The 23,408-nt window shown below is 39.1% G+C and carries 27 protein-coding genes; 13 read left to right on the top strand and 14 right to left on the bottom strand.

The annotated features are described in order from the left end of the window. Nucleotides 1-199: 199 nt before the first annotated feature. A complete protein-coding gene (locus C7384_RS06525) occupies nucleotides 200-1,024 on the top strand; it encodes a MetQ/NlpA family ABC transporter substrate-binding protein (protein WP_089939244.1) in 825 nt (274 codons plus the stop codon). Nucleotides 1,025-1,111: 87 nt separating this feature from the next. Next, nucleotides 1,112-1,702, top strand: coding sequence for a TMEM175 family protein (locus tag C7384_RS06520; protein WP_089939242.1), 591 nt, complete (start codon nucleotides 1,112-1,114; stop codon nucleotides 1,700-1,702). A 14-nt stretch (nucleotides 1,703-1,716) separates the two neighbouring features. Here C7384_RS06520 and C7384_RS06515 read toward each other — a convergent pair whose 3' ends face one another. Both C7384_RS06515 and C7384_RS06510 read right to left on the bottom strand, forming a co-directional pair. Next, nucleotides 1,717-2,211, bottom strand: a complete 495-nt coding sequence (locus C7384_RS06515; RefSeq protein WP_089939240.1) for a hypothetical protein — start codon at nucleotides 2,209-2,211, stop codon at nucleotides 1,717-1,719. Between the two features lie 61 nt (nucleotides 2,212-2,272). Further along, on the bottom strand, nucleotides 2,273-3,352 hold the full coding sequence (locus C7384_RS06510) for a YhgE/Pip domain-containing protein (protein WP_089939238.1): 1,080 nt from the start codon (nucleotides 3,350-3,352) through the stop codon (nucleotides 2,273-2,275). Nucleotides 3,353-3,476: 124 nt separating this feature from the next. On the opposite strand from C7384_RS06510, the gene C7384_RS06505 reads away from it, so the two are divergent. The 3 genes from C7384_RS06505 to C7384_RS06495 are packed head-to-tail and all read left to right on the top strand — an operon-like array spanning nucleotide 3,477 to nucleotide 4,996. Then, nucleotides 3,477-3,977: an RrF2 family transcriptional regulator gene (locus C7384_RS06505; protein ID WP_243400723.1), complete on the top strand. Its 501-nt coding sequence runs from the start codon at nucleotides 3,477-3,479 to the stop codon at nucleotides 3,975-3,977. Next, nucleotides 3,970-4,677: an AzlC family ABC transporter permease gene (locus tag C7384_RS06500; RefSeq protein WP_089939236.1), complete on the top strand. Its 708-nt coding sequence runs from the start codon at nucleotides 3,970-3,972 to the stop codon at nucleotides 4,675-4,677. Before C7384_RS06505 ends, C7384_RS06500 begins: the two co-directional genes overlap by 8 nt. Next, nucleotides 4,664-4,996 (top strand): AzlD domain-containing protein, encoded by a 333-nt coding sequence (locus C7384_RS06495; RefSeq protein WP_089939234.1) that lies wholly within the window; start codon nucleotides 4,664-4,666, stop codon nucleotides 4,994-4,996. Before C7384_RS06500 ends, C7384_RS06495 begins: the two co-directional genes overlap by 14 nt. 26 nt (nucleotides 4,997-5,022) lie before the next feature. Here the strand turns inward: C7384_RS06495 and C7384_RS06490 are convergent, their stop codons facing one another. Next, nucleotides 5,023-5,604 (bottom strand): hypothetical protein, encoded by a 582-nt coding sequence (locus C7384_RS06490; RefSeq protein WP_089939231.1) that lies wholly within the window; start codon nucleotides 5,602-5,604, stop codon nucleotides 5,023-5,025. Nucleotides 5,605-5,712: 108 nt separating this feature from the next. On the opposite strand from C7384_RS06490, the gene C7384_RS06485 reads away from it, so the two are divergent. Genes C7384_RS06485 through C7384_RS06475 form a run of 3 tightly spaced genes read left to right on the top strand, consistent with a single transcriptional unit; the run spans nucleotide 5,713 to nucleotide 7,365 of the window. Further along, nucleotides 5,713-6,417 carry an ion transporter gene (locus tag C7384_RS06485; protein ID WP_089939229.1) on the top strand — a complete coding sequence of 235 codons (705 nt, stop codon included), beginning with the start codon at nucleotides 5,713-5,715 and terminating at the stop codon, nucleotides 6,415-6,417. Nucleotides 6,418-6,439: 22 nt separating this feature from the next. After that, nucleotides 6,440-6,958, top strand: a complete 519-nt coding sequence (locus C7384_RS06480; RefSeq protein WP_089939227.1) for an MscL family protein — start codon at nucleotides 6,440-6,442, stop codon at nucleotides 6,956-6,958. Between the two features lie 5 nt (nucleotides 6,959-6,963). Next, a complete protein-coding gene (locus C7384_RS06475) occupies nucleotides 6,964-7,365 on the top strand; it encodes a phosphate-starvation-inducible PsiE family protein (protein ID WP_089939225.1) in 402 nt (133 codons plus the stop codon). 50 nt (nucleotides 7,366-7,415) lie between these two features. Here C7384_RS06475 and pgmB read toward each other — a convergent pair whose 3' ends face one another. The 5 genes from pgmB to ptsP all read right to left on the bottom strand — a co-directional run bounded on the left by pgmB (nucleotide 7,416) and on the right by ptsP (nucleotide 14,472). After that, nucleotides 7,416-8,087 carry a beta-phosphoglucomutase gene (gene pgmB, locus C7384_RS06470; protein ID WP_089939223.1) on the bottom strand — a complete coding sequence of 224 codons (672 nt, stop codon included), beginning with the start codon at nucleotides 8,085-8,087 and terminating at the stop codon, nucleotides 7,416-7,418. Nucleotide 8,088: 1 nt separating this feature from the next. Beyond that, nucleotides 8,089-10,524 carry a glycoside hydrolase family 65 protein gene (locus tag C7384_RS06465; RefSeq protein ID WP_089939221.1) on the bottom strand — a complete coding sequence of 812 codons (2,436 nt, stop codon included), beginning with the start codon at nucleotides 10,522-10,524 and terminating at the stop codon, nucleotides 8,089-8,091. Nucleotides 10,525-10,617: 93 nt separating this feature from the next. Then, nucleotides 10,618-12,135, bottom strand: a complete 1,518-nt coding sequence (locus C7384_RS06460; protein WP_089939219.1) for a PTS transporter subunit EIIC — start codon at nucleotides 12,133-12,135, stop codon at nucleotides 10,618-10,620. 18 nt (nucleotides 12,136-12,153) lie between these two features. After that, complete coding sequence (locus C7384_RS06455) at nucleotides 12,154-12,624, bottom strand: PTS sugar transporter subunit IIA (protein ID WP_089939217.1); 471 nt, start codon at nucleotides 12,622-12,624, stop codon at nucleotides 12,154-12,156. Nucleotides 12,625-12,738: 114 nt separating this feature from the next. Then, complete coding sequence (ptsP, locus tag C7384_RS06450; RefSeq protein WP_089939215.1) at nucleotides 12,739-14,472, bottom strand: phosphoenolpyruvate--protein phosphotransferase; 1,734 nt, start codon at nucleotides 14,470-14,472, stop codon at nucleotides 12,739-12,741. 320 nt (nucleotides 14,473-14,792) lie between these two features. Between ptsP and C7384_RS06445 the strand changes: the two genes are divergently transcribed. Then, a complete protein-coding gene (locus tag C7384_RS06445) occupies nucleotides 14,793-15,791 on the top strand; it encodes a Dyp-type peroxidase (protein ID WP_089939213.1) in 999 nt (332 codons plus the stop codon). Nucleotides 15,792-15,934: 143 nt separating this feature from the next. Here C7384_RS06445 and C7384_RS06440 read toward each other — a convergent pair whose 3' ends face one another. The 3 genes from C7384_RS06440 to C7384_RS06430 are packed head-to-tail and all read right to left on the bottom strand — an operon-like array spanning nucleotide 15,935 to nucleotide 17,223. Continuing rightward, the gene (locus C7384_RS06440) at nucleotides 15,935-16,450 is read right to left on the bottom strand and encodes a DUF3278 domain-containing protein (RefSeq protein ID WP_165806792.1); all 516 of its coding nucleotides are present in this window, start codon (nucleotides 16,448-16,450) and stop codon (nucleotides 15,935-15,937) included. A gap of 36 nt (nucleotides 16,451-16,486) precedes the next feature. Further along, entirely contained in the window at nucleotides 16,487-17,002 is a 516-nt protein-coding gene (locus C7384_RS06435; protein WP_165806791.1) for a DUF3278 domain-containing protein, read from the bottom strand. Then, a complete protein-coding gene (locus C7384_RS06430; RefSeq protein ID WP_176760696.1) occupies nucleotides 16,999-17,223 on the bottom strand; it encodes a helix-turn-helix transcriptional regulator in 225 nt (74 codons plus the stop codon). Before C7384_RS06430 ends, C7384_RS06435 begins: the two co-directional genes overlap by 4 nt. A 244-nt stretch (nucleotides 17,224-17,467) precedes the next feature. Between C7384_RS06430 and C7384_RS06425 the strand changes: the two genes are divergently transcribed. Beyond that, nucleotides 17,468-18,274, top strand: coding sequence for a manganese catalase (locus C7384_RS06425; protein WP_089939207.1), 807 nt, complete (start codon nucleotides 17,468-17,470; stop codon nucleotides 18,272-18,274). Between the two features lie 52 nt (nucleotides 18,275-18,326). Here C7384_RS06425 and C7384_RS06420 read toward each other — a convergent pair whose 3' ends face one another. Further along, nucleotides 18,327-18,944 carry a TetR/AcrR family transcriptional regulator gene (locus C7384_RS06420; RefSeq protein WP_089939205.1) on the bottom strand — a complete coding sequence of 206 codons (618 nt, stop codon included), beginning with the start codon at nucleotides 18,942-18,944 and terminating at the stop codon, nucleotides 18,327-18,329. A gap of 127 nt (nucleotides 18,945-19,071) precedes the next feature. Between C7384_RS06420 and C7384_RS06415 the strand changes: the two genes are divergently transcribed. The 3 genes from C7384_RS06415 (at nucleotide 19,072) to C7384_RS06405 (ending at nucleotide 21,100) form a co-directional block, all read left to right on the top strand. Beyond that, the gene (locus tag C7384_RS06415) at nucleotides 19,072-20,208 is read left to right on the top strand and encodes a YhgE/Pip domain-containing protein (RefSeq protein ID WP_165806790.1); all 1,137 of its coding nucleotides are present in this window, start codon (nucleotides 19,072-19,074) and stop codon (nucleotides 20,206-20,208) included. A 134-nt stretch (nucleotides 20,209-20,342) separates the two neighbouring features. Next, nucleotides 20,343-20,882, top strand: coding sequence for a DUF2975 domain-containing protein (locus C7384_RS06410; RefSeq protein ID WP_089939202.1), 540 nt, complete (start codon nucleotides 20,343-20,345; stop codon nucleotides 20,880-20,882). A 17-nt stretch (nucleotides 20,883-20,899) separates the two neighbouring features. Beyond that, nucleotides 20,900-21,100 (top strand): helix-turn-helix domain-containing protein, encoded by a 201-nt coding sequence (locus tag C7384_RS06405; protein WP_089939201.1) that lies wholly within the window; start codon nucleotides 20,900-20,902, stop codon nucleotides 21,098-21,100. Nucleotides 21,101-21,250: 150 nt separating this feature from the next. Here C7384_RS06405 and C7384_RS06400 read toward each other — a convergent pair whose 3' ends face one another. Both C7384_RS06400 and C7384_RS06395 read right to left on the bottom strand, forming a co-directional pair. Continuing rightward, complete coding sequence (locus C7384_RS06400; RefSeq protein ID WP_089939199.1) at nucleotides 21,251-22,798, bottom strand: MFS transporter; 1,548 nt, start codon at nucleotides 22,796-22,798, stop codon at nucleotides 21,251-21,253. Nucleotide 22,799: 1 nt separating this feature from the next. Beyond that, a complete protein-coding gene (locus C7384_RS06395; RefSeq protein ID WP_089939197.1) occupies nucleotides 22,800-23,342 on the bottom strand; it encodes a PadR family transcriptional regulator in 543 nt (180 codons plus the stop codon). Nucleotides 23,343-23,408: the final 66 nt, after the last annotated feature.

Raw genomic sequence — 23,408 nt, 5'->3', positions numbered from 1 at the left:
CTATTATCCGTACCCTAAATGAGTAGAAATGATATTCAGTTAGGTGTACCTGTACGGTTTGTCTGACTGACCAAGTTATTTTTAGTGAAGTTATCCTTTATTCAAAATCACTTCCAATCAGTAGGCACGCCCGTGCGCCTACTGATTTTTTTGTCCATAAATCTACTCTTCTGTACTGAATTAGAAAGTGAGTCAAAATATGAAAAAACGTTATTGGATCAGTATTTTAGTAATCAGCTTGATTGGTTTGTTCTTCTTTAGTTTTATTTACCATCCGGGCAATAAGGAGACCGAAGATAAAACCATCATTTTAGGTTCCTCACCCGGACCTTATAGTGACTTATTTTTGCAGGGTATTAAGCCAATTCTCGAAAAAGAGGGCTACACTGTGAAAAATAAATCATTTGCGAGCCTATTAAATGCTGATATTGCCCTAAATGAGGGTCAGGTTGATTTAAGTGTCGATCAGCACACCGCCTATATGAAAAATTTTAACAACGAAAAGAAAGCTAATCTCACTGCTTTAAATCAAATTCCAACTGTCCCAACCGGCATTTATCCCGCACAAAAAGATAACTTAGATGCTATATCAAATGGAGACAAAATTGCCATTCCCGATGATCCATCTAATACAGCACGCGCCTATCGGTTAATGGAAAAAGCCGGTTGGATTACTTTGAAAAAAGATGTTAATCCGATAAAAGTTGGTAAAAAAGATATCACTTCTAACAAATACAACTTAAATATTACCGAGATGAATTCTTCAACCATCCCACGTTCCAAAAATGATTTTGACTTTATCATTTTAACTGGATCAGATGCTTATGAAGCTAAAATTTCAACTAAGAAAATATTATTAGCGGAAAATATTCAACCTGATTATTTCCTAATTGCAACCATAAACAAGAAAAACACTAACAAACCTTGGGCTAAAGCCGTAACTAAGGCCTATCAATCAACGGAATTTGCAGAATATGTTAAAAATCACAATCAAGATAACTACTGGATCATGCCTAATAAATAATTATCATTAACACTTAAATCTCCTAGTAAAGTTGCGGTACAATGGTTTCATTGCTGAATATTTTTTTAACAAACGGGAGAATTTATTATGAACAAAGGTCGTATTGAAGCCTTTACTGATGCTATCGTACCAATTATTGTCACGATTATGGTCTTAGAATTTAAGGTACCAGAATCTGCCGACATTACGGGTTTGCTACATGAAGGTCCTTACCTAATTTCTTATATGGTGGGCTTCTTATTTATTGGTGTAGCTTGGTTTAATCACCACTATATGTTCGAACTGGTGAAAAAGCTTAATCTTAAAATTTACTGGCTGAATAACTTATGGCTCTTTACCATGTCATTAATTCCAGTTTCGGCGGCCTGGTTGGGGCGTTTCCCAACTCAGGTTGCCCCCGCTTATTTCTATTTAATTATTTTCCTAGCTTGGACAATTGCCTATTACGGTATTAGTCAAGCATTACTAGCTGAAATTATTCAGGAGCAGACGGGACGTGAACATTATCTCCAGTCAATGTTCATTTACGGTTTACTTAAAAGCCCAATCTTTGGCTTGATTAACATTCTTGTTTTTATCGCTGTCTATTTCTGGCCACCAATTGGTATTACCTTTACAGCCGTTGAATTAATTGTAGTTGCCCTTTCAATTCGTAAGTACGACTTTAACATTCAATAATAAAAGGCGAGCCATTATAGCAATGACTCGCTTTTTGATTTAGCTAATTTTTGCTTAGAGATTCGAAGCCGGATAATCACATTAGCAACACCCAATATGAGCATGACGCCATTAATTGACCAAAACACCCAGGCTGACTCCGACCAGTGAAAATGCTCCAAGACTTCTTTAGTTTTCCCAATTCCGTTAAAGGCTCCGGCCATGGCCACGTAGAACCAAGCCGTGGCGCGCATCGAAAAAATGCGTAGCTGTCGTTTATCAACACCGGAAAAGCTACCACTTTTTAACATTTTCTTGACCCGTTCACGCTCTAGATACACCTTCAATGGTGGCAATAACCAGTACCAGGGTGATACCTTCGGATATTGACCGGCTGATTCTTTATAGTGACCAATCACATCAGTTTGTTCGGATAATTCTAAGCTACCTTGTAGGAGCGGAAAAGAAAACAAAAACCACTCACCTAAAAAGCCTAAAATAATCACGATATTTTGTTGTAACTCACTCATTTTGCTATCCTCTAATTCATGCTTTTTCTTTATCTTACAGCTTTAGGCCTAAATTGGAAGCCTAAAGTGCTGGTAATTCATGTTTACGATAAGCTCGGACTAAAATCAACTGTCCTAGGACGAAAAAAGCTAATAAAATGAAGACCTCTGGCCAGATGTTAACATTATTCAAACTAATTAATTTTTTAAAGCCATCAATACTATAGGTCATTGGCAAAAAGGCATTAACTGTCTTAAAAAATGAGCCCGACAGTTCAATCGCGTAGGTACCACCTGAAGAAGAGGTTTGTAACATGGTCAAAAGCAATACCATGAGACTACCAATACCTGGAATTAATTTGTTTAAAGCCACAATGATACTACTAAAGGTTGCCGCTACTAATAAGGCAAATGGCACCAGTAAGGTCATCTGATCAATCTGGATCTTAATAAATAGTTGGTTAACCAACAGCAAGATGAAGACCTGTAAACTAGCAATAATAAAAGGAACTAGGAATTCAGTAATCCAATAACGCCCAAAATCCAGGTGCTTACGACTCAAGGTCCGCATCACAAACTGATTAATAAAAATATCACCGACAAAAAGGGTTAGGGAGAAAATATAAGGCGCCATTGCTGTCCCGTTATTTTTAACTGGATGACGTTCTTCATTTTGCAATTTAATAATCTGGCCCACCCCAGTCGGAATGTTTTGTCCTTGCAGGTTTGTCAGTATTTTTTGACCAAGCTGATTATTGTATTCAGTAGTAAATTGAAGCATGGTATTTTTTAGTAACTTACTAGTGGTATAACTTAATCCTTCGGAAGTGACCAGGGTAATTGTAGGTGACTGCTGGTTTTTAACAAACTGATTTAATTGGTCATTAAAGTTATCGTCAAATTGCACAATGGCATAGACTTTGCCTTGCTTTAAATCAGCGTTCGCCTGATTGATATTTTCATTTTCCAATTTAAAAAGATGGTGCTCGTTCATTGCTGTTAATACCGGATTAGCCTGCTTAGCTACCACGGCTACTGGTAGTTGGCTAACCTTGCCGTAGGGGTCCATTAAAGCCCCTAAAAATAGACTGGAATAAACCACTGGTATTAAAGACATAAAAAATAACACAATCAATAATTTTAACTTACGTCCCTGCATCATTGCCACACTCCTTGTGCATTTTGATTACTTAATCTATACTTTTGATAGTAATATTTAATGCTTTTTACTATCCATAGATATATTATATCCACAGATATATAAAGTCAATAGTTAGGGGAAATTTTTGAAATTTAGCAAGGGATTTTTACAAACTGCAGCACTAATGGTGATGTTAGCTGAGTTGCCAGACCATACCTATTTAAAATCGGGCGAACTCAGCCAGGCTATGGGCGTTTCACACACTTATCTACAAAAAACAGCTAAAAAGCTTAAAGATGCGGGATTAATTAAGGCCGAAGCCTCTAAAAATGGTGGCTATGCATTAAATCACCCTATTGATGAAATAACTTTTTACGATTTATTTCAAGCTGTTGAAAGTCCCGAAGCCTTCGCCAGTGGCTATGATTTAACCGGTATCCGTAATATGTTTATTTCACCAGCGTTAACCGAACACTACGTTCAAATTACGGGTAATATTTTTAAAGATGCCGAAATTGCACTTAAAGATTCACTTAAATCACATAAACTCAGTGAAATCGTTCCCTTAGATCGACAGGGGGAGATTTTAAAAATTAATTGGCCGGCGCAATTAGCTCAAAATCAGGAGGAAAGGCCCCATGAATAACCAATTAAAAGCAACAGTCGCTGTTCGTGAAACCCTGCCAACTGTTTTTGGCTACATTGGCATCGGCCTAGCTTTTGGTATCGTCGCTCGCGCTGCAGGTATTAGTCCGCTTTTAGTGACCCTAACTTCCCTAATCACTTACGCGGGCTCAGCTCAATTCATCATGATTGGCATGTTTGCCACTGGTAACAGCATCTTAGCTATCACTTTGTCTGTTTTTCTAGTAAATGCCCGGATGATTTTAATGAGCATGACCGTTGCGCCGTTGGTCAAGCATGAATCGCTTATAAAAAATGTGATTTTAGGTACCCTCTTAACCGATGAAAGTTTTGCCTTAGCCATGAACAAAAGTAATCTCACCAACCGCCAGTTAAATTTTGCCTGGTTCAATACGGTTAATTTAATTTCCTATGCTACCTGGGTGTGCTCGTCGCTGATTGGCGCACTAGTCGGTGGCTATATCCAAAATCCTGAAAAATACGGCCTAAGTTTTGCCCTAATTGCCATGTTTATTGGGTTGCTTTATCTGCAAATTATCAATGACCGATCCCTACCTCTGCTATTACAAGGAAGCGTGGTCTTATTAGTATTTTTCTTAGTTTTCTTGGGATTAATTTTTATTCCCAGCCAATTATTAATAATCGTAGTAACAATTCTAGGATGTGTTTTAGGGGTGGTGATTAAAAATGCCTTCTTTTAATTTTATTTTAACGACCATCATCATGTGTGGTTTGGTCACTTTTATTTCCCGAGTGGCACCGTTTGTCCTTTTAAAAAGGTTCCAATTACCAGCCAAAGTAGTTGATTTATTAAGCTTTGTACCAATTGTTATCATGTCAGCTTTATGGTTTGAAAGTCTATTTCACCAAAATCTAGGCCATTTACCAAGCCTTGATTACCCTAATCTATTAGCTTCCTTGCCAACCGTGATTAGTGCTATTTTAACTAAAAGTTTGGTCATCATTGTGATTGTGGGTATCGCCTCACTAGCCTTAATTCAACTTTTAGCACTAAATTAAAACAACCCGACTAAGTCAGGTTGTTTTTAATTTAGCGGATCTTTTTTCAAAATATGTTGAGCCAAAAGAGGCGAGGAGCGAATTAGACAAATCAAATATGAAATACTGCTAATAGAATAAAGTTCCCAGACCCACCAACCACTTTCACTATCGGTAATACGAAAAATAACAAATAAATCTTTAAAAATTTCAGCTAATAGTTCACTAGGAAGGTCGCTCATATTTAAACCATGCTTAATCATGGAGATACTAATTTGAAAAAAGGCAATTACGAGCCAACCGTACAAATAATTAGCGCCCCCTTTAGAAAACAGTTCTTTTTTGGTAATTGGATAGTCAACACCATCGGCTTGATAAACCAAATTGGTATGTAAATATTTATAGCGAACTTCAAAAGAAGAAGTCTGAAATTTACCAATAGCGATTGCTATCAGTCCCAGAATAATTGCTAAGGGTAAGTCTTTTAGATGATTAATGGTTGTTAAAAAGACCAATAGCCCCCCAATCGGTAAGAATAAATATCGCAAATGAGTTACCTGAGCAAATTCAAATTGATCTTTAATGAAATACCCCAAAACTAAAATAACAATAATAATTTCAACTAACATAACTCTATCCTTTACTTATGATAATATTAAAATGATTTGACATTGCAATGCAATTGAAAGTAGTCACCACTACTGGGAGAATAGAAGGATTCAAACGGTAAATAATAAATGAAACGGCTTTACTATACCATTGTCTTAGCCCTATCAATCATTTCGATTGGTTTAGCCTTATTGGATTTAACTAACATCATTAATATCCAAAAAGAACCACTAGCTTTCATTGATAATAGTATTTTACTATTTTTCTGGTTAGACTATCTGCTTCGATTGAGCCGATCTAAGAATAAATGGTCATTTTTCAAAAATAATATCTTTGATTTATTGGCGATAATTCCTTTTGACAGCCTCTTTGCTATTTTCCGAATTTCCCGAACAGTCCGGTTAATAAAACTTTTCCGAATTATTCGGATTATTGGTTTTACCGGAAAATTACGTACTAAAACTAAAAAATTCATCAACACTAATGGTTTTATTTACCTATTCCTAACAGCCGTAGTGTTCATTCTCCTAGGCGCTGGTGTTTACGCACTGGCTGAAAATACCAGCTATGCTAGCGCCCTCTGGTGGGCGATTGCGACAACTACTACCGTTGGCTATGGCGACATTTCACCACACACCTACACCGGTAAAATTGTAGCCGTGCTCTTAATGATTGTCGGTATCGGTTTAATTGGTAGCATCACCAGTGTCATTACCTCTTACTTTTTAGGCGAACAACATGATCGTGAAACCGATAAAATTGATCAACGTTTAAAAATCATTGAAAATGATTTAGCCGAAATTAAAGCCCTGCTCAACGATAAAAAACAATAATAACATCCCCCACGAGGTTTTCATGTTACGACCCAAGAAAATTATTTCACAGCAAGCCGACCATTTAATTACTAGTACTAATTCAACTTTAAAGGCCTTTAAACAGTTCCTTTTCGCTCCCAACCTGCTGACTTTTGTGATTTCAGTGGTCGTTGGTAATAGTTTTGGCTCAGCCATTAAAGATTTAATCGCTACCCTATCCGGTCTAGTAAACTTTTTATTTGAATGGATTTTGGGGACGAATCATCCTTTGCAGTTTAATTTAATTCTGAATCCATTAGCTTCGTTTTTTAATAGTTTTATTACCCTGATATTCATTGCGGCGATTGTTTTTTATACCATTCGTTTTATCAATAATTCTTTGATTAAAAGTAAGGAAGCTAAATGGGGTTATGACGAGTCCCATGAAGATGCCCTACATATTCAAGCTTTACAGCGTAAAAATAACACCCTCCAGGCTGAAAATTTAGCGCTACAAAAGCAAATTTTAGCCGAACTTCAAGCCCAAAAACAAGCTACTAATGCTTTGACTAAAGGATAAACATAATGAAAGAAAAAATTTATACTATTTTTGCCAAATTCTATGAATATACCATTATGAGCTTCATGATGATTTTTGGACTAGTTATTTTAGGCTACTTTGGTTTAAGTATCTATGAGTTGGGCATGGCGTTGTTTGAATTCAAGGGTGATATCGAAATCACTGACATCACTAAAACCGTCTTATCGGCCTTCTTATGCTTCGAATTTGCCGTTATTATTAAAGAATATTTTGAAAATAAAGCGGCCATTAATTTTGAAAACTACCTATACGTTGCGGTGACGGCCATGATCCGGTCAATTTTGGTTTATCATGACAATGCGACTAAGACCATTTCACTTTGTATCGCTATTTTTATTTTAATGGTGGCCATTATCTTGTATCGAAAATTTTATAAACAGCATTAAAAAAGACGCTCAAATCATATGATCGAGCGTCTTTTTTTAATGTTTTAAATTTAGCCTAACTTAGCTTGAATGGCTGCTAAGGTAACCTCGGCCGTACTCTCAAAGTTCAAATCAGCTTCACTCAAAACTTGAGGATTACCGATTCCTAGTGAAGTTTGACCAGCCCCGTTAATGGACTGAATGCCAGCAGCTGAATCTTCTAAACCAATTAATTGTTCAGGCGCCAACTTTAACAATTCACCAGCCCGAACAAAGATCTCAGGATCAGGCTTACCGGCATGTAAGCTAGCCGGGTCAACTACCCCAACAAAGTAATCAGCTAAACCTAACTTATCCAAGATAAAGGGGGCATTTTTAGAAGCTGAAGCCACACTCATTTGGTAACCATTCGCTTTTAAACTATCCAAGAATGCTTGCATACCAGGCAAAACATCACTAGGCGTTAAAGTTGAAATTAACTGACGGTAGTTATCATTCTTTTCTGCCGCCAAAGCTTCTTTTTGCTCCTGGCTGTATTGGTTCTCTAAATTATCCTCAGCCAAAATCATATTCAATGAACCCATCCGGTCAATACCCTTTAGGCGTTCTTGTAAATCGTCGTTCCAGGTAACACCTAGCTTTTCAGCTAACTGACGCCAAGCAACCGTATGAAACTTAGCTGTATCAGCTAAGACACCATCCATATCAAACGTAAAACCTTTAATTTCTGAAAACTTGACCATCTTATTTCTCCATTTTAAAAGTCATTGACTGATTCGCAACTAGATGAGCAGGTTGACCCATTACTTCAACATCCAAATCAGCATTAGCCGTTAACTGAACAACTGTTGGGGTTTCAACAATGGCAACCTTAACACCTTGGAACACTTGCGTAAAGGCCAAGTGTGACCAATTTTCTGGCAAGTGAGGATTAATACTGAACTGTCCATCACGTAGATCCACACCACCAAATTCATTTTGAATAACAGCTAAGGTTTCACCCATTACGCCGGCATGGACACCTTCGGCTGTGGTACCACCTTGAATATCATCATAATCCGAGCGAATAGCTTGTTGCAAGAATTCTTCAGCTTCATCCATACGATCCAAGTGGACATCAATTCCCGCAAAGACTGGTCGTGAAGTTGTTGATCCGTGGACTGTCCGCGCTTGGTAGTAATCCGTATTTTTGACAAGCCAATCGGCTGGCAACTGGTAACCCATTTGTTCTAGCAAATGAGCAACACGTTGATTACCTAGGTTGTACATCAACATCAAGAAATCAGCTTGTTTAGCGACCTGATAATCATCGGGTGACTTACCTTCAGCCTTAAGCAAACGGTCAATCCGGTGGATATCACCATATTTTTTAGCGTAGGCATCAAAATCAATTTCGGACAGATTAAAGTAATCTTGATATTGGGCAAAGACGCCATCTGCACGCTGTTCTAGGCGTAAGTTAGCTGCCACATCGGCTGCCTTTTGCAACAAATCGGCATCAAAGTTATCGGCAGCCGCAATGGCCGCAAAACTAGGCAAAGTTTTTTGAAGATCTAACAACCAGCCTAATGACCAAGACAACATCACATTGGTATAAGCGTTGTTTTTAACGCCACCCTCTTTGGCCTCTGGGTAAGCTTCGTGATATTCATCTGGTCCCATTACGCCAGATAAATCAAAGCGACCGTCATCAGCCTTTTGGACCTTATTCAACCAGAACTTACTAGTTTCTAGTAAGACATTCAAGCCACCTTCATCCAACAAGCTAGTGTCACCAGTAAATTGTGTGTAAATCCACAAGTCATAAACAATCGCCAAAGACACGTGCCGTTGCAAGCGAGAATTATCAGGTTCCCATTCATTGTTAACCGTATTTAAATGGATAACTTGAGACTGTTCATCCCCATATAAGCCGGCCTGCCAAGGATACATTGCCCCAGCTTCACCTTCACGGCTAGCATTGGCTTGGGCCGCTGAAAGACGCTTAATTCGATATTGCAAAATCGCCCGGGCTGTTCGTGGCTCATTAGCAGCGTAATAAGGAAGAACAAAGAGCTCATCCCAGAAAATATGACCACGGTAACCTTCACCAGTCAAACCACGTGAACCAACGGAAGCATCCAAATGCTCGTTGGCCCGCCATTGAGCTGCTTGATTAAGATGGAACACATTCATCCGAATCATTAACTGCAAGATGTCACCGTCCGACGCAATGGTCACATCGTCATTGTCCCAAAGCTGGTTCCATTGCTTGGTAATAAAGTCCTTAACCCCTTGACTTTGGGTATCAACAACAATATCTTTATCGGCCCAAATTTGAGCCCAGTAGTCAGCCATATTATTTTGAATACTTGCCAAGCTATGTTGGGCAAGTTCATTTTGCAAAAATGGTAGTAAATCAGCAAAAGTTTCCCGAGAAGTCGCTATAACGACACGCTTAGTCAATTGAACCGGCGTATTAGCAAGGGCCTTGACCAGGACTTCTTCCACAAGTTTTTGATCAACGACCTGGGCTGTGACTGGCAAACTAACCCCAGCATATTCAACCTGACTATCAACTGCCAAGCCAATTTGAATCCCGGATTGCTTAGTTTGCACCAAAACCGTCTTGGTAGTTGGATTAACTTCTTGGACATCAAATTGATGTGATTCAAACGCACGGTAACGCTCAACGTTTTGGGTTTCAACTGTCGTATCAACAAGGCTACTTAGTTGAATTTCAGCATCAAAATCAGCTGTTAAGCTGGCAGTAATGGCCAGCATATGCCAGTTAATTGGGTCAATAAACTTAGCAGAGGTTAAAGTAACCAAACCCTGATCATGTTGGAAAACAAAGATTTCTTCTAAAATACCACTTTTAAAATTCAACTTACTTGAACGCTTAACGAGGTCCAAGTTGGCTAAAGCTGTCCCATTGATTGTTGCTTCTAATAATTGAGGATTAGGTAAATTAACCATATCTTCATTAATAACATCACGTCCCGCTACTGGAGTAGAGGTTTGATTAAAAATACCGGCAGCATAAAGCCCTGGATAATGATTATCCGAATAAGTCGACCAGATTGGCGCTCCACGCCATCCCAGAAAGCCGTTTCCCAAAGAAAGCAGTGATTCCTGCCCATATGACTTTTTTCCTGTTTGCAAGTCATCATAACGTAGTTGCCAATTTTTCGAATTCATGTTCGATATCCTTCCTCTGCTAATCATCATTTAAATATCCGCTGATTAACGTATAACAAGCACGCAGTCTCCCGCGTGCTTGTCAGTACTAAACTACTTTTCGTCTGCTACTGCTTCCTTGAAGACATTCTTCTTTTCAACAGGAGCCTTAACGCTTTGAGTATCGCTATCCTTAAATCCGAAGAAATAAACCATAGCAAATGAAACAATAATTGTAGCCACTGCAGCTAGGCAGAAAATCCATAGGTTGTTAGGGTTGTCCTTAGCCGAAGCAAAGGATGGGAATCCAATTAGGGAACCAGTGAAGCCATACATATGCAAGTTAAACATACCAGCAATCAAGCCACCCACAGCACCACCGACGTTGGACATCCAAAATACCCGACCGTACTTCAAGTTAATTCCATAAACCGCTGGTTCAGTAATTCCAGCAAAGGCTGACAAAGCTGAACTTCCAGCCAATCCCTTTAAACTAGCAATCTTAGTCTTAAAGGCCACTGCCAAAGCACCAGCACCTTGAGCAATCATAGTGAAGTTAATCAAAGCGTTCAAGTTAGATTGACCATGTTGGGCAATTTCTTGGGCAACCAGTGGTACGACCATCCAGTGCAAACCAAAGATAACCAAAACCTGATAAAGACCACCAATCAACAAACCTGAAATTGCGTAGTTGAACTGCAACAACTGGTTGATCAAGAAGGAGATTGCCGCTGAAATAGCGATAATCGCTGGTCCCATTACAACCAAGACCACTGAACCAACAATGAAAATGGTAAACAATGGTTGGAAAATTGACCGAATTGAAGCAGGCAAGTGATCCTTCAACCAGTTACCAACCGGACGAGCCAACCAGGCTGCAAAGATAACTGGGAAAATTGAATAAGCATATGATGGAATTGAAATTGGTAGGCCAAAGAAGTTGGCGTTTAAACTAATTCCCATGAAATGCTCAACGTGTTTCACATTAACAAAGGCAGCCATTTCCGGCTTTACCAAGAAAGCACCAATGGCCGCAACGACCAATGGATCAGAACGAAGCTGTTTAGCAGCCGTAAATCCAACTAAGATTGGTAGGAAATAAAATGGTGCCATGGCCATCGATTGAATAATGACATAGGTATCTGACTTTGCTGAAATCCAACCAAGCAAACTTGGTTCAGACAAAATAGCCAAGAATCCGTTGAGCATACCACCAGCAGCCAACAATCCAATCACTGGAATCATTGAACCGGTAATAGTCCCAATCAAAGTTTGGAAGCCTTTTTTAATAAGGTCAAGGAAACTTGTTGGTCCTTCTGACTTAGGGGCCGCAGTGGTAGCCGCCTCTTGGGCATCATCGCCAGCTGCGTCAGTACCCAATTGCTTAATCACACAATCGTAAACATCAGCAACCGCTGGCCCAATAACAACTTGATATTGACCCAAACCGCTGTTATACACGGCTCCAGCAACACCATCCAAAGCCTGAATTGCTTCGGTGTTAGCCTTTTTCTCGTCGTATAGGTAAAAACGCAATCGCGTAATACAATGAATCACTTTTTTAATATTTTCAGGGCCACCAACAAGTTCAATAATCTTGCTGGCTAGCTCATCATAATTTTGCTTTGCCATAACTTCCCTACTCCAGTATTAAAGTGTTGCGACTGCTTCGCCAGCCGCTTTTTGACCAAGGTCAATTGCCAAAGGACTGTCCTGACCACCGCCAGTTACCACTACCATAGTGGTCTTTTCTAATCCGGCCGCCTCAACCTGAGCCCAGTCAACAGTTCCAATCTTATCTCCGGCTGTAACTGTATCACCAGCTTTAACAGTACTAGTGAAAGGCTTTCCCTCCAAGTTAACTGTATCAATACCGACATGCAACAAAATTTCTGCGCCAGCAGCAGTCTTAAAGCCAAAGGCATGCCCTTGGACCATTACTACTTCACCAGATACTGGGGCGTAAATGCCTTCTTGGGCATCAGGATTGACCGCAAAGCCATCCCCCATCATCTTCTGTGAAAAAACTGGATCACTGACTGATGATAATTCAATTACTTCACCTGAAACTGGTGCGTAGAGCTTCTTATCCAGCTCTTTTGATTTCCCAAACCCAAACATATGGTTCCTCCTTGTTAGCTACACTCATATTTACAACTAACATAATAGCACATATTTATCTAATTGAAAACGTTTTCATTGTTTATGTTTCAATTTTTCTTATCTGTGAAAAGATTACATATTAATCTTGTCACCCAACTCTGCTTCAACTAATTCCTTAACCTGGTCATTAGTTTGCAAAGCCAAGGCTTTTTGAACCAAATGCTTCAAGGATTCGGTTTCCAACTTTTTAATCAAAGAACGAGTCTGCAAAATTGATGGGGCACTCATTGAAAACTCATCCAAGCCCATACCCACTAGCAAAGGAATAGCAATGCTGTCACCAGCCATTTCTCCACACATGGCTACAAACTTTCCCTCAACGTGAGCAGCTTGAATAACCGTGTTAATCAAACGTAAAATTGCTGGGTTATAAGGTTGGTAAAGGTAAGAAACGCGATCATTACCACGATCAGCAGCCATGGTATAACCAATCAAATCGTTAGTTCCAATTGAGAAAAAGTCCACTTCTTTAGCAAACTGGTCAGCCATCACAGCAGCGGCTGGAATTTCAATCATGATACCCAACTTGATGTCACCCATTGGCACACCTTGCTCAGCCAACTTAGCACGCTCTTCTTCATAAATAGCCTTAGCTTGTTGGAATTCCGTAATAGTTGCTACCATTGGGAACATAATCCATAAGTTTCCAAAGGCTGAGGCGCGAATCAAAGCGCGCAATTGAGTCCGGAAAATTTCATCTTGATCCAAAGAAATTCGGATGGCACGATAACCCAAGAATGGGTTATCTTCTTCAGGGAGCTTCCAGTAACTTAGATGCTTATCTCCACCAATATCCATGGTACGAACGGTAACAGGCTTACCAACCATCTTTTCCAAGACAGCTTTATAAGCTTCAAACTGTTCATCTTCGGTTGGCATGTGATCTGATTCCATATACAAGAATTCAGTTCGGTACAAGCCAACTCCTTCGGCCCCGTTATCCAAAACGGCTTCCATATCCTTAGGAGCACCGATGTTAGCACCAACCACGAAGTTTTTACCATCAGCTGAAACTGAATGTTCAGTCTTCAACTTAGCCCACTCAACCTTTTGAGCAGCAAAGTCTTCAGCCTTCTTCTGATAAGCAGCCAAAGTTTGAGCATCAGGGTTAACCTCTACATGGCCAGTGAAACCATCTAAGACAACTAGGTCACCATCTTTAACCTGGCTAGTGGCCACATCAGTCCCAACCACAGCGGGAATTTCCAAAGTTCGTGCCATGATAGAAGCGTGGGCTGTTCGACCACCTAAATCAGAAAGAATTCCCTTGACAAACTGACGATCTAACTGAGCAGTGTCTGAAGGAGTCAAATCCTGGGTTACCAAAACCACATCTTCATCAATCAAAGCTGGGTTAGGAATGTTTACGCCCAACAAATGAGACAAAATTCGTTGCGTAACATCACGAATATCAGCCGCACGTTCCTTCATATAATCGTTAGTACCAGCCATTGCCTCAAACATACTAGTATAGGCATCTGTCACTTCGGTTAGCGCTTGCTCGGCATTAACTGATTCGTCGACAATTCGCTTTTTAACGGCCGCTGACATTTCTGGATCAGCCACAACCATCAAATGAGCTTCAAAGACTTGGGCTTCAGATTCACCCAAGTTCTGACTAGCCTTGGCCTTGATATGCTCCAAATCTGCCGTTGATGCAGCCAAAGCAGCATCAAAACGAGCCTGTTCAGCCTCCACATCCGTAATACTGTGCACATCAAAACCCAAATCCGGTGCTACCAGCAAATATGCCTTGGCAATCGCAATCCCATTACTAGCTGCAATCCCTTGAAAACTCTTTGTCATTTTTCCAACCACTTTCCTTTATTTTTTAGTCCAACCATTTTTTTCAAGGCATGCTTCAATGAAATTAATAAATTACTCATCATTGAGGTTAAAACCATCGTCAATTTCGGGTTGAAAAAAATTTTTGTCCTTAATTCGTAGTTTATCAAAGCGCTTACAAAATGACAACAGTAAGCTTCATTGCAATTTTTACTATTCCTTTACAAAATTCTCATAGTCTTCACATTATTTAGAATCAATCTAATTTGGGGTAGAATTTGAGACCGTTTTAGTGTAAATTTTAATCTGTAAAAGATAATAGAAATCGAGGAAATAGCGCAATGCCTATTAATCCAAGCAAGGCTCAAGATGTATTTAAAGATATCGGTGAGCACGTTCAATTTACTGTATTAAAGTTCAAAGAAGACGTTGATCCAAAGGTTTTACAGGAAGCTATCGAAGAGTTCGCTGACCGTTCACAAGCTATCATTCGTTCAATGCGAATTAGGGAATCTGGTTTATCAGCTAATGCCGGTATCAAAGTTGCTTTTGGTTTTAGTAATCATGCTTGGGATATTCTCTTCCCAAATACTCCTAAACCAAAAGAATTAGAAACTTTTGAAGGAATCGATGGCCCTAACTACGAAATGCCCGGTATGCCTGATTTAGACGCCAAGTACAGCATGCCTGCTAGTGAAGGTGATATGTTCTTCCATATCCGTGATAGTGCTGAGGCTCAGGTTTATGAGGTTCAAACGCAGTTCATGAAGTTCTTGCGGGAATATACTGAAGTCGTTGATTCCACCAAGGGCTTCCGTTACTTTGAAGGTCGAGCAATTATCGGCTTTATTGATGGTACCGAGGCACCAGCCATTGAGGATGCCGCTGATTACGCCATTATTGGTGACGAAGACCCTGATTACATCAATGGTTCTTACGCCTTTGCCCAAAAGTGGCACCATGATATGGACTTTTGGAACCACCTGAAGACTGAAAGCCAAGAAAAAGCAGTCGGTCGTGAAAAGTTTTCTGATTTGGAATTAGAAGACGAGGATAAGTACAAGAACGCCCACAACGTCGCTTCGAAATCAATTTCTCCTGAAGGTGAAGAACAAAAGATTATTCGAATGAATGTTCCTTATTCCGACCCCGCCACCGGCAATACTGGTACTTACTTTATGGGGTACGCTCGTCACTGGGAAATCACCAAAAATATGCTGTTAAGCATGGTTTTGCAAAATGACTTCCTACTAACCTTTTCAACCCTATTATCCGGACAATTATTCTTCATCCCATCGCGGGATACTTTGGCAAAAATTGCTGACGGTGAATTTGATTAAAACTAAAAAAACACTAACGATTTACTTAAAAGGACCTCAAAAATTGAATTTTTGAGGTCCTTTTTCATTGTTTACTAGACAAAAAAATTATTTAAGAATTTGTCAAGGAAAATAATTTTTCTAACAGTAAGAATGATTTTTAACTAATGCTCTTCTATTTTTTTATCAATCCGATGTAACGAAAAAATGTATATTAAGGCGCCAAAGAAGGTCCCCATAAGAATGTGGCCTATAAATTCCTTCCAAGTAAAAATTAAATTAAATGATTTATTATCAAGCCAGATATTTTGTAACCCTGCTAATAACCATGTAGCAATACCAAAATATAGACCTTGTCCAAACGCCTTGTAACGGTAAATTTTTTTCTGACGAAGTGGATTATCAAAATATTGTTTATCAAGTTTATTCCGATAAACATAAATTGCTGCCCCCATGCTCAGGGCTAAAATCACAACCAAATTTCCTGTTACAAGGAAAGCTAAGGCAGTCTCACTAAAATTCCAAAACCCAGTTGCGATAAAGGTTGAGATTAACAAATAAATCCACAATATAATATAGGCGACACTGCCAAATTTGTTGACTTTTTGCTCCCGATATTCATCAACAGGTCCCCCTATCCCGTAGAAATGGCTTATTACCTTTTTATACCAGCGATCCATATTTATCTCTCCCCCTATAAAAATCATTCATCTAAGCTACTTCTTACCACCATTACGATAGGGATAGCTAATCAATAAAATGATTCCAGCCCAAACTAAGGCAGCCACAAAATCTCCAAGCAAGGAACGAACACTAAAAGCACTAACAAAGGAACTTTCATTCAAAAAAACATTCATAAAGCCATCAAATATGACATACGCAAGACCAAAGAATAATCCTGAACTAATAGCCCGACTGAGCGCTACTCTTTTAGAGGGTGCTTGCATCCAAAAGCTCTCTCCCTGGATTAACTTGTGTTTACGGATATAGTAACCAAAGGATATCAGTAGGATAAAAAACACTATAAAATTACTGAATAAAATTCCATAGATAAGGCGTGGCGTATCCTGCCCCACTAAGCAAGCCACCGCAAAACTAGAAATCAAGGTATAAATTGAAAAGATTGGAAAGGCGACGCTACTAAACTTGGCCATTTCCTGCTCTGTCTTTTGATCAATTGGTTCTCCAAAACCATAAAAGCAACCCAAGAATATTGATGTAAAACGCTTCATCTCTCTACCTCCCAAAATAAGGTGTTCAAATCGGTATTCAAGCACTGACAAATTCGAATACATAAATCCAAACTCGGATTATACTTGCCATTTTCAATTAAATTAACCGTCTGGCGAGCAATCCCAACCTGCTGAGCTAAGTCCGCCTGAGTCATTCCCTTTTGCTTCCGATATTTACGAATTCGATTAATCATAATGCTTGATATACCTTTCGCTTTCATCTTAATTAACCACCGTTTAAAAGTCAATTATATATGACAAAAAATAAAATAAATATTTTGTTGTATTAATTGGTATAGTTGTGATATATTATTAAACAATGTTGATAAGAAGTTATACAATTTAATAAATCAGCATTAAAAGTCAAAACTCCGGACGTATATCGCCAGATATTTAAAATAATATCAAAATTGGTATTATTTTAAATCAATATACGTTCTCGCATTGCAAAGAAAGTAGGTTCTTATGTTTAAGCACACTCGCAAGTTGCAGTACAATGCCAAGCCCGACCGTCCTGATCCACTAATGGCTCGTCGCTTACAAGAAGCCTTAGGGGGTCAATGGGGTGAAACAACTGGCATGATGTCATACCTTTCTCAAGGATGGTCATCAACTGGTGATGAAAAATATAAGGATTTATTGTTAGACACTGGTACTGAAGAAATTGGCCACGTGGAAATGATTTCAACCATGATTGCCTATCTTTTAGAAGGAGCTCCCTTCCAAGCTACCCCCGAAGAATTAAAGAAAGACCCTTCTTTGGCGGCTTTGATGAGCGGAATGGATCCAGAACATGCCTTAGTGCACGGTTTAACGGCCGGGCTAAATAATCCTAATGGTGCTGCTTGGAATGCCGGTTACGTAACTTCAAGTGGTAACCTAGTTGCTGATATGCGTTTTAACGTTGTCCGTGAATCTCAAGCTCGTTTGCAAGTTAGTCGCTTGTACTACATGACTGAGGATAAAGGCGTGCGCGACATGTTAAAGTTCCTGTTAGCCCGTGAAACCCAACATCAGTTGCAATTCATGAAGGCCCAAGAAGAACTAGAAGAAAAGTATGGTGTCATTGTACCGGGTGACATGAAGGATATTGAACACCAAGAATTTACTCACGTCCTCATGAACTTCTCAGATGGTGATGGTTCTCGTCAATTCGAAGGTCAAGTGGCCAAAGATGGCGAAAAGTTCACTTATCAAGAAGAACCCGAAGCCATGGGTGGTATTCCAGAAACGAAGCCAGCCGATAAGCGTTTGCATAACGACCAAGGTTAATTATTTATGTACAAAAGGAGCTCGTCCTCAACGACAGGCTCCTTTTTTGCGTCTAATCTTCGGTACTAATCGACTGATAGAGGGTATTCAGTGGTCCCCTAATCAAAAGTTTAGTAAAAGTTTCCGTGATTTGTTGATGTGATACCATTGGATGCTTAACCGCATAATATAAAATTGACATATTAGCAGCCACAATGAAATCCGCTGATAACTCTCTATCAATATGATGATTATCAACTTTTAAATGCCGGTGAATTTTTTGCCAACTCCCCTCCATCCTTGTTAAAAAGACCTGTTTCAAATAATTTTGAAAATTTGCATCCCCATTTTCACCTAATAATAGCGATAAAGTATTTTGATAACCCTGAACAATATCTAACATCTGATCGATAATGACTTCTAAATTTAAGGCTAAATCACTAATGCTAGTACTTTGTTCAAATTCATTACGAGGTATTGCTCCTAGTTGGGTAATAATTTCCTGCTCAATTTCATCAAGTACTTGATATTTATCGACATAATGTCGATAAAAAGTTGACCGATTAATATCTGCTTTGGCACAAATTTGATTAACCGATACTTTGTTGAATGACACAGTGCCTAACAAATCCAGTAACGCCGTTTGAATAACATAATTGGTTTGCTTAATTTTATTGGTATAACTAGCCATTTACTAACCTCCTATTACAAAATGCAACACTTTTATGCATTTTAATTCTTACAATTGCTTTGCCTTCACTATATGCTTAATCACAGATAAAAAGCAACGCGGTGTCGCAGTTGTGGAGGAGAAAAATATGCAAGTAATTTTTAAAAATAAATTCTTAGGATTTGCTATCCTAGCATCCTTATTAGTCACACTAATCATGACGATTGCCCAGATTCCCTCGGCCAAATCAACCATGCAAAACATTCCGATCGCCATTGTTAATGAGGATCAAGGGGCACTAGGGCAAAACATCACCAAACAAATCATGAATAATAAAACCAAGGCCGACCATGCCGATAAGCCAATCTTTAAATGGCAGCAATACGATAATCGGACTGCCGCAGATAAAGATTTAGATTTTAACGGCAACTACGCCACCGTTATTATTCCTAAAAACTTTACCGCTGATATCATGCAAATTAGTCAAACGAATCAACCAGCGACAATTAAAATTGTGCTGAATCAAGGTCGTAACAACACTTTATCCACTTCGATTAACCAAATTTTAACGGGCATGTTTACTAAAATTGGCAATGGCATTGGTAGTAACCTCCTCGCAAAGATGGGCAATAACCCGATTAACGCTAATCAAGTCAGTGCAATTGCCAATCCACTTAAAGTGGAAGTTACCAAAACTCATCAGACTACCGATCTGGAAGCTGCTAGTTCAGTCTTCTTCCAACCAATTTGGATTGCCAGCTTAGCTGTCACCATGCTTATGTACTTTGCTTCTAAGGCTTTTCAACCTCGTAATCGTCAAGATGTTCTCAAATTTAAAACAATTACTGTGGCTATAATCGCTGTTATTGCGCTACTAATCGGTTTTTCAACCCGCTTCTACGCTAGTCAAATTCTGGGTTATACCTTCCCCGATTCATTCACCTTATCATGCTTCTTAGCTCTAGCTAGCTTTGCCTTTATCATGCTATTCTCAGGCTTTATCGCTTGGCTAGGCGTTCCCGGTGTGGCAATCTTTGGATTACTGTTATTCTTTGGCCTGCCCCTCTTAGTCATGGCACCAGAAATGTTACCAACCTTCTACCAAAATTGGATTTTACCTTGGTTACCCATGCGTTTCTTGTACGAAGGTATCCGCGAACTACTTTACTACAGCAATAATTTTATTAACCAAAACACCATTGCTTTAATGGTCATTGCCTTGACCGGCTTAGGACTCTTCTTTTTAGAAAGCTTCAGCAAGCACCACAAAGCAAGTTTTCTATAATTTCCCATCTCAAAAGCATTCTTCCTACTTTGGAAGAATGCTTTTTATTATCTTTAAAAGATAATTTGTTATTTTAAAACGATAATAAAAGGTGCATAAACATCTATACAAACATATTTAGCGAGGGAAAAATTATGACTAATAAATCAAATATCATCTTCAAATTGTTATCAATCCTAATCATTTTAGTTGAAATTGGCACCATTGCTGCAATTGGTCTTTTAATCAAAGGTGGTGTTCTAGTTACCCTACACCCTGATCAAAACACAATTAATTATTCGATGTCCTTAGGCCATCATTCATTATTAAACAGTCACGTATCGCCGTTAATTTTAATTTCAACCTACTTTTTAGCCCTATTCATTTCGGCAAGCTATTATTTTATAATTGATTCACCTCGGCGTTTGGTCAACAACTTACGCCAAGGTGCTTATTTTGTTCAAGCTAATTTAATGCAAATTAAAAAAGTTATGATTGCCGTTCTTTGCATGATGATTTTCCAATTCATGACGAGCATCAATTACTGCTTAGTACAATTAAACGCCACACAAGAATTCGACCTACCATTATCCGAAATTTTCACAAACATACTAATTTTAGTCGCCATCTACGTTATCTATCTGATTTTTAACAAGGGAATGGCCCTACAAGAAGATTCTGATAGCATGATTTAGCTAACCGGGGGCAATCCATGATCAAAGTAAATTTAGATAAAGTCTTATTAGATCGACAAATATCCTCTAAAGACTTAGCCCAGGCAGTAGGTATCACACCGGCTAATTTATCAATTTTAAAAACAGGTAAGGCCAAGGGCATCCGGTTTAGTACCCTGGAAAAGATTTGTAGTTTATTAGATTGCCAACCAGGGGATATCTTAGAATATATTGATTAGTTAATAACAGGTTGGGCCATTTACCCCATTGGCATAACAATAAATTTGATTGAACTGCTTAAAGCACTAACATTTAATAATGCTAGTGCTTTTCTTTTTAAATTTTTCGACACTAAATAAAAAGAAGCCTTCTAACAGACTTCTTCATTATCATTTACTTTTAGCATGATCCTTTAGTAAACAAAATGCACCAACTGCGCCAATTAAAACAATGGTCATGGCCGTATAAGCCAATCCTCGCATTCCACTACAGTAGGCGTTCCAAACAACTCCTTGTAATTCTTTAACAAACGGTAAGTCCGACAACTTAGTGCTATAGGCAATAGTATTCCCAGAGAACGGCCCAGCTTGAATTAAGACCTGTTTGAGACTTCCAACCATGACCACTGGTGCCTGCGGAAAACTAAAGTGAGCATTTAGATACTGGTCATAGTGATTGGTTTGAGCCAATCCTAAAATAACAATACCAAACGACGTACCCAACTGACGGAACACATTTAACAAACCTGAAACCATACCGATTTCTTTGGGTGCTGCCCCTTCTAGCCCAGCTGTATTTAACATCGGATTAACCAAACCATTAGTAATTCCCAGCATTACCAACGTTGGGACTAATTGCATATAGGTCAACTTCGTGGTCATCGCATTGGCCAAGAGCAAAAAGCCCATACCAGCTAGTAACAGTGAGGCGGAAATAATCTTACGTTTCGAATATTTGGTGCCAAGATAACCCGTGACTGGTCCCAAAATCAGACTCCAAACGGTCATGGTCAGTTGGCGAACCCCAGTATCAAAAGCCGAGTAGCCCATGTAATTTTGCATCAACGAAGTCAGATAAATATTACTGGCATAAACAGCCGATCCGAGGGCAAAAGCTACAATTACTGATCCAACAAAGTTACCATTTTTAAACAATTTCAAATTCATCATGGGATGATCAGAACGCATTTCTACCAAAATAAAAATTAATAAAAGTGCTACAGCAGCTACTAACCAAGCCGCAATACCTAAGTCAGTCCAAGGTAGATGGGGGTGATTTTCCTTTTCAACCAAACCATAGACCGCAAAGAAAATTGCCGCTGTTGACAGGAATATCCCCAGCCAATCAATTTTTTGACCTTTACCATAACTAGGCGTCTCATCAATGGTAAACCACATTAAAATCGCTGCAACAATCCCAATTGGGACATTAACATAAAAAATCGCTGGCCAACCAAAAGACTCAACTAATAATCCACCAATCAGTGGGCCAGAAACCGTTGATAGCCCCATTACTGAACCTAAAATTCCCAGTGCTGTCCCCCGTTGAGCTCCTTCAAAGTTAGAAGCAACTAAGGCCATTGATAAGGTCATAAGTCCTGCGCCTCCAAAGGCTTGCACAACTCGTCCAATATCTAAAACTAGTAAATTAGTGGCCAAGCCATTGGTAGCCGAGGCCACCACAAAAACTAACATACTAATTAGGACAACTTTTTTACGACCGTACATGTCCCCCAACTTGGACACAACCAGTAAGACCACCGAAAAGGCGATTGTATAGGCATTGACAACCCACTGTAGGTCATTAAAAGTTGCTGAAAAACTCTTCACCATGGTTGGGAGGGCAACATTAACTACCGTAATATCGAGCAATCCCATGAATACACCCAGTGAAAGGGCGAATAAGGCCCACCATTTTTTTGTGTTTTTATTTTGCATCTTATTTTTCTTCCTTGTTTAGCTGTTTCAAACTATCTTGAACCCAAGTCAACTTAGTGTGACTAAGTTGTTGTTGGAGACTAACAGTCCGGATCACCCATTTGTAATAGTCACTTTGGGCTGGAAAACGCTGCGCCAAATCGGCAAAATGTGGCAAAATATCGTCATAAACAGCCAAATCTTGTTCGATTGCTGCTTGATAATCCTGTAGAATTTCCAGCTTTTGTTGATCATTTAAATAACCAAATGAACGAAATTTAAAGCAGTAAATATTATCCCGATTACCATCCTGACTGACTGGTTCCTGCATCAATTGCTTTAGATATTGCTTCCCTGCCGTAGTAATTTCGTAAACCTTGGCATTCCGACTATTCCCACAACGGCTCTGAATATAGCCTTTGTGCTCTAATTTTGTGAGCAGGGGGTAAATAATGCCGTTTGAAATTTTACGTCTGGGCATCACCGAAGAGCCCAAAATTAAAGCCAACTTATAGCCAGACATCGTCCGTGAACTCAGTAGCGTTAGAATCAATAAATCATACATATAAAACTCCCAACAGTTCTACCGGTCTATTCGACCGGTCAATACGACACATCATAGTCCTCATAA

Origin of the sequence: Convivina intestini (assembly GCF_003096575.1) — a bacterium.
In the GTDB taxonomy this organism is placed as follows: Bacteria; Bacillota; Bacilli; order Lactobacillales; family Lactobacillaceae; genus Convivina; species Convivina intestini.
The sequence above is the reverse complement of the archived record's forward strand: the minus strand, read 5'-3'. Positions and strand labels throughout refer to the sequence as shown.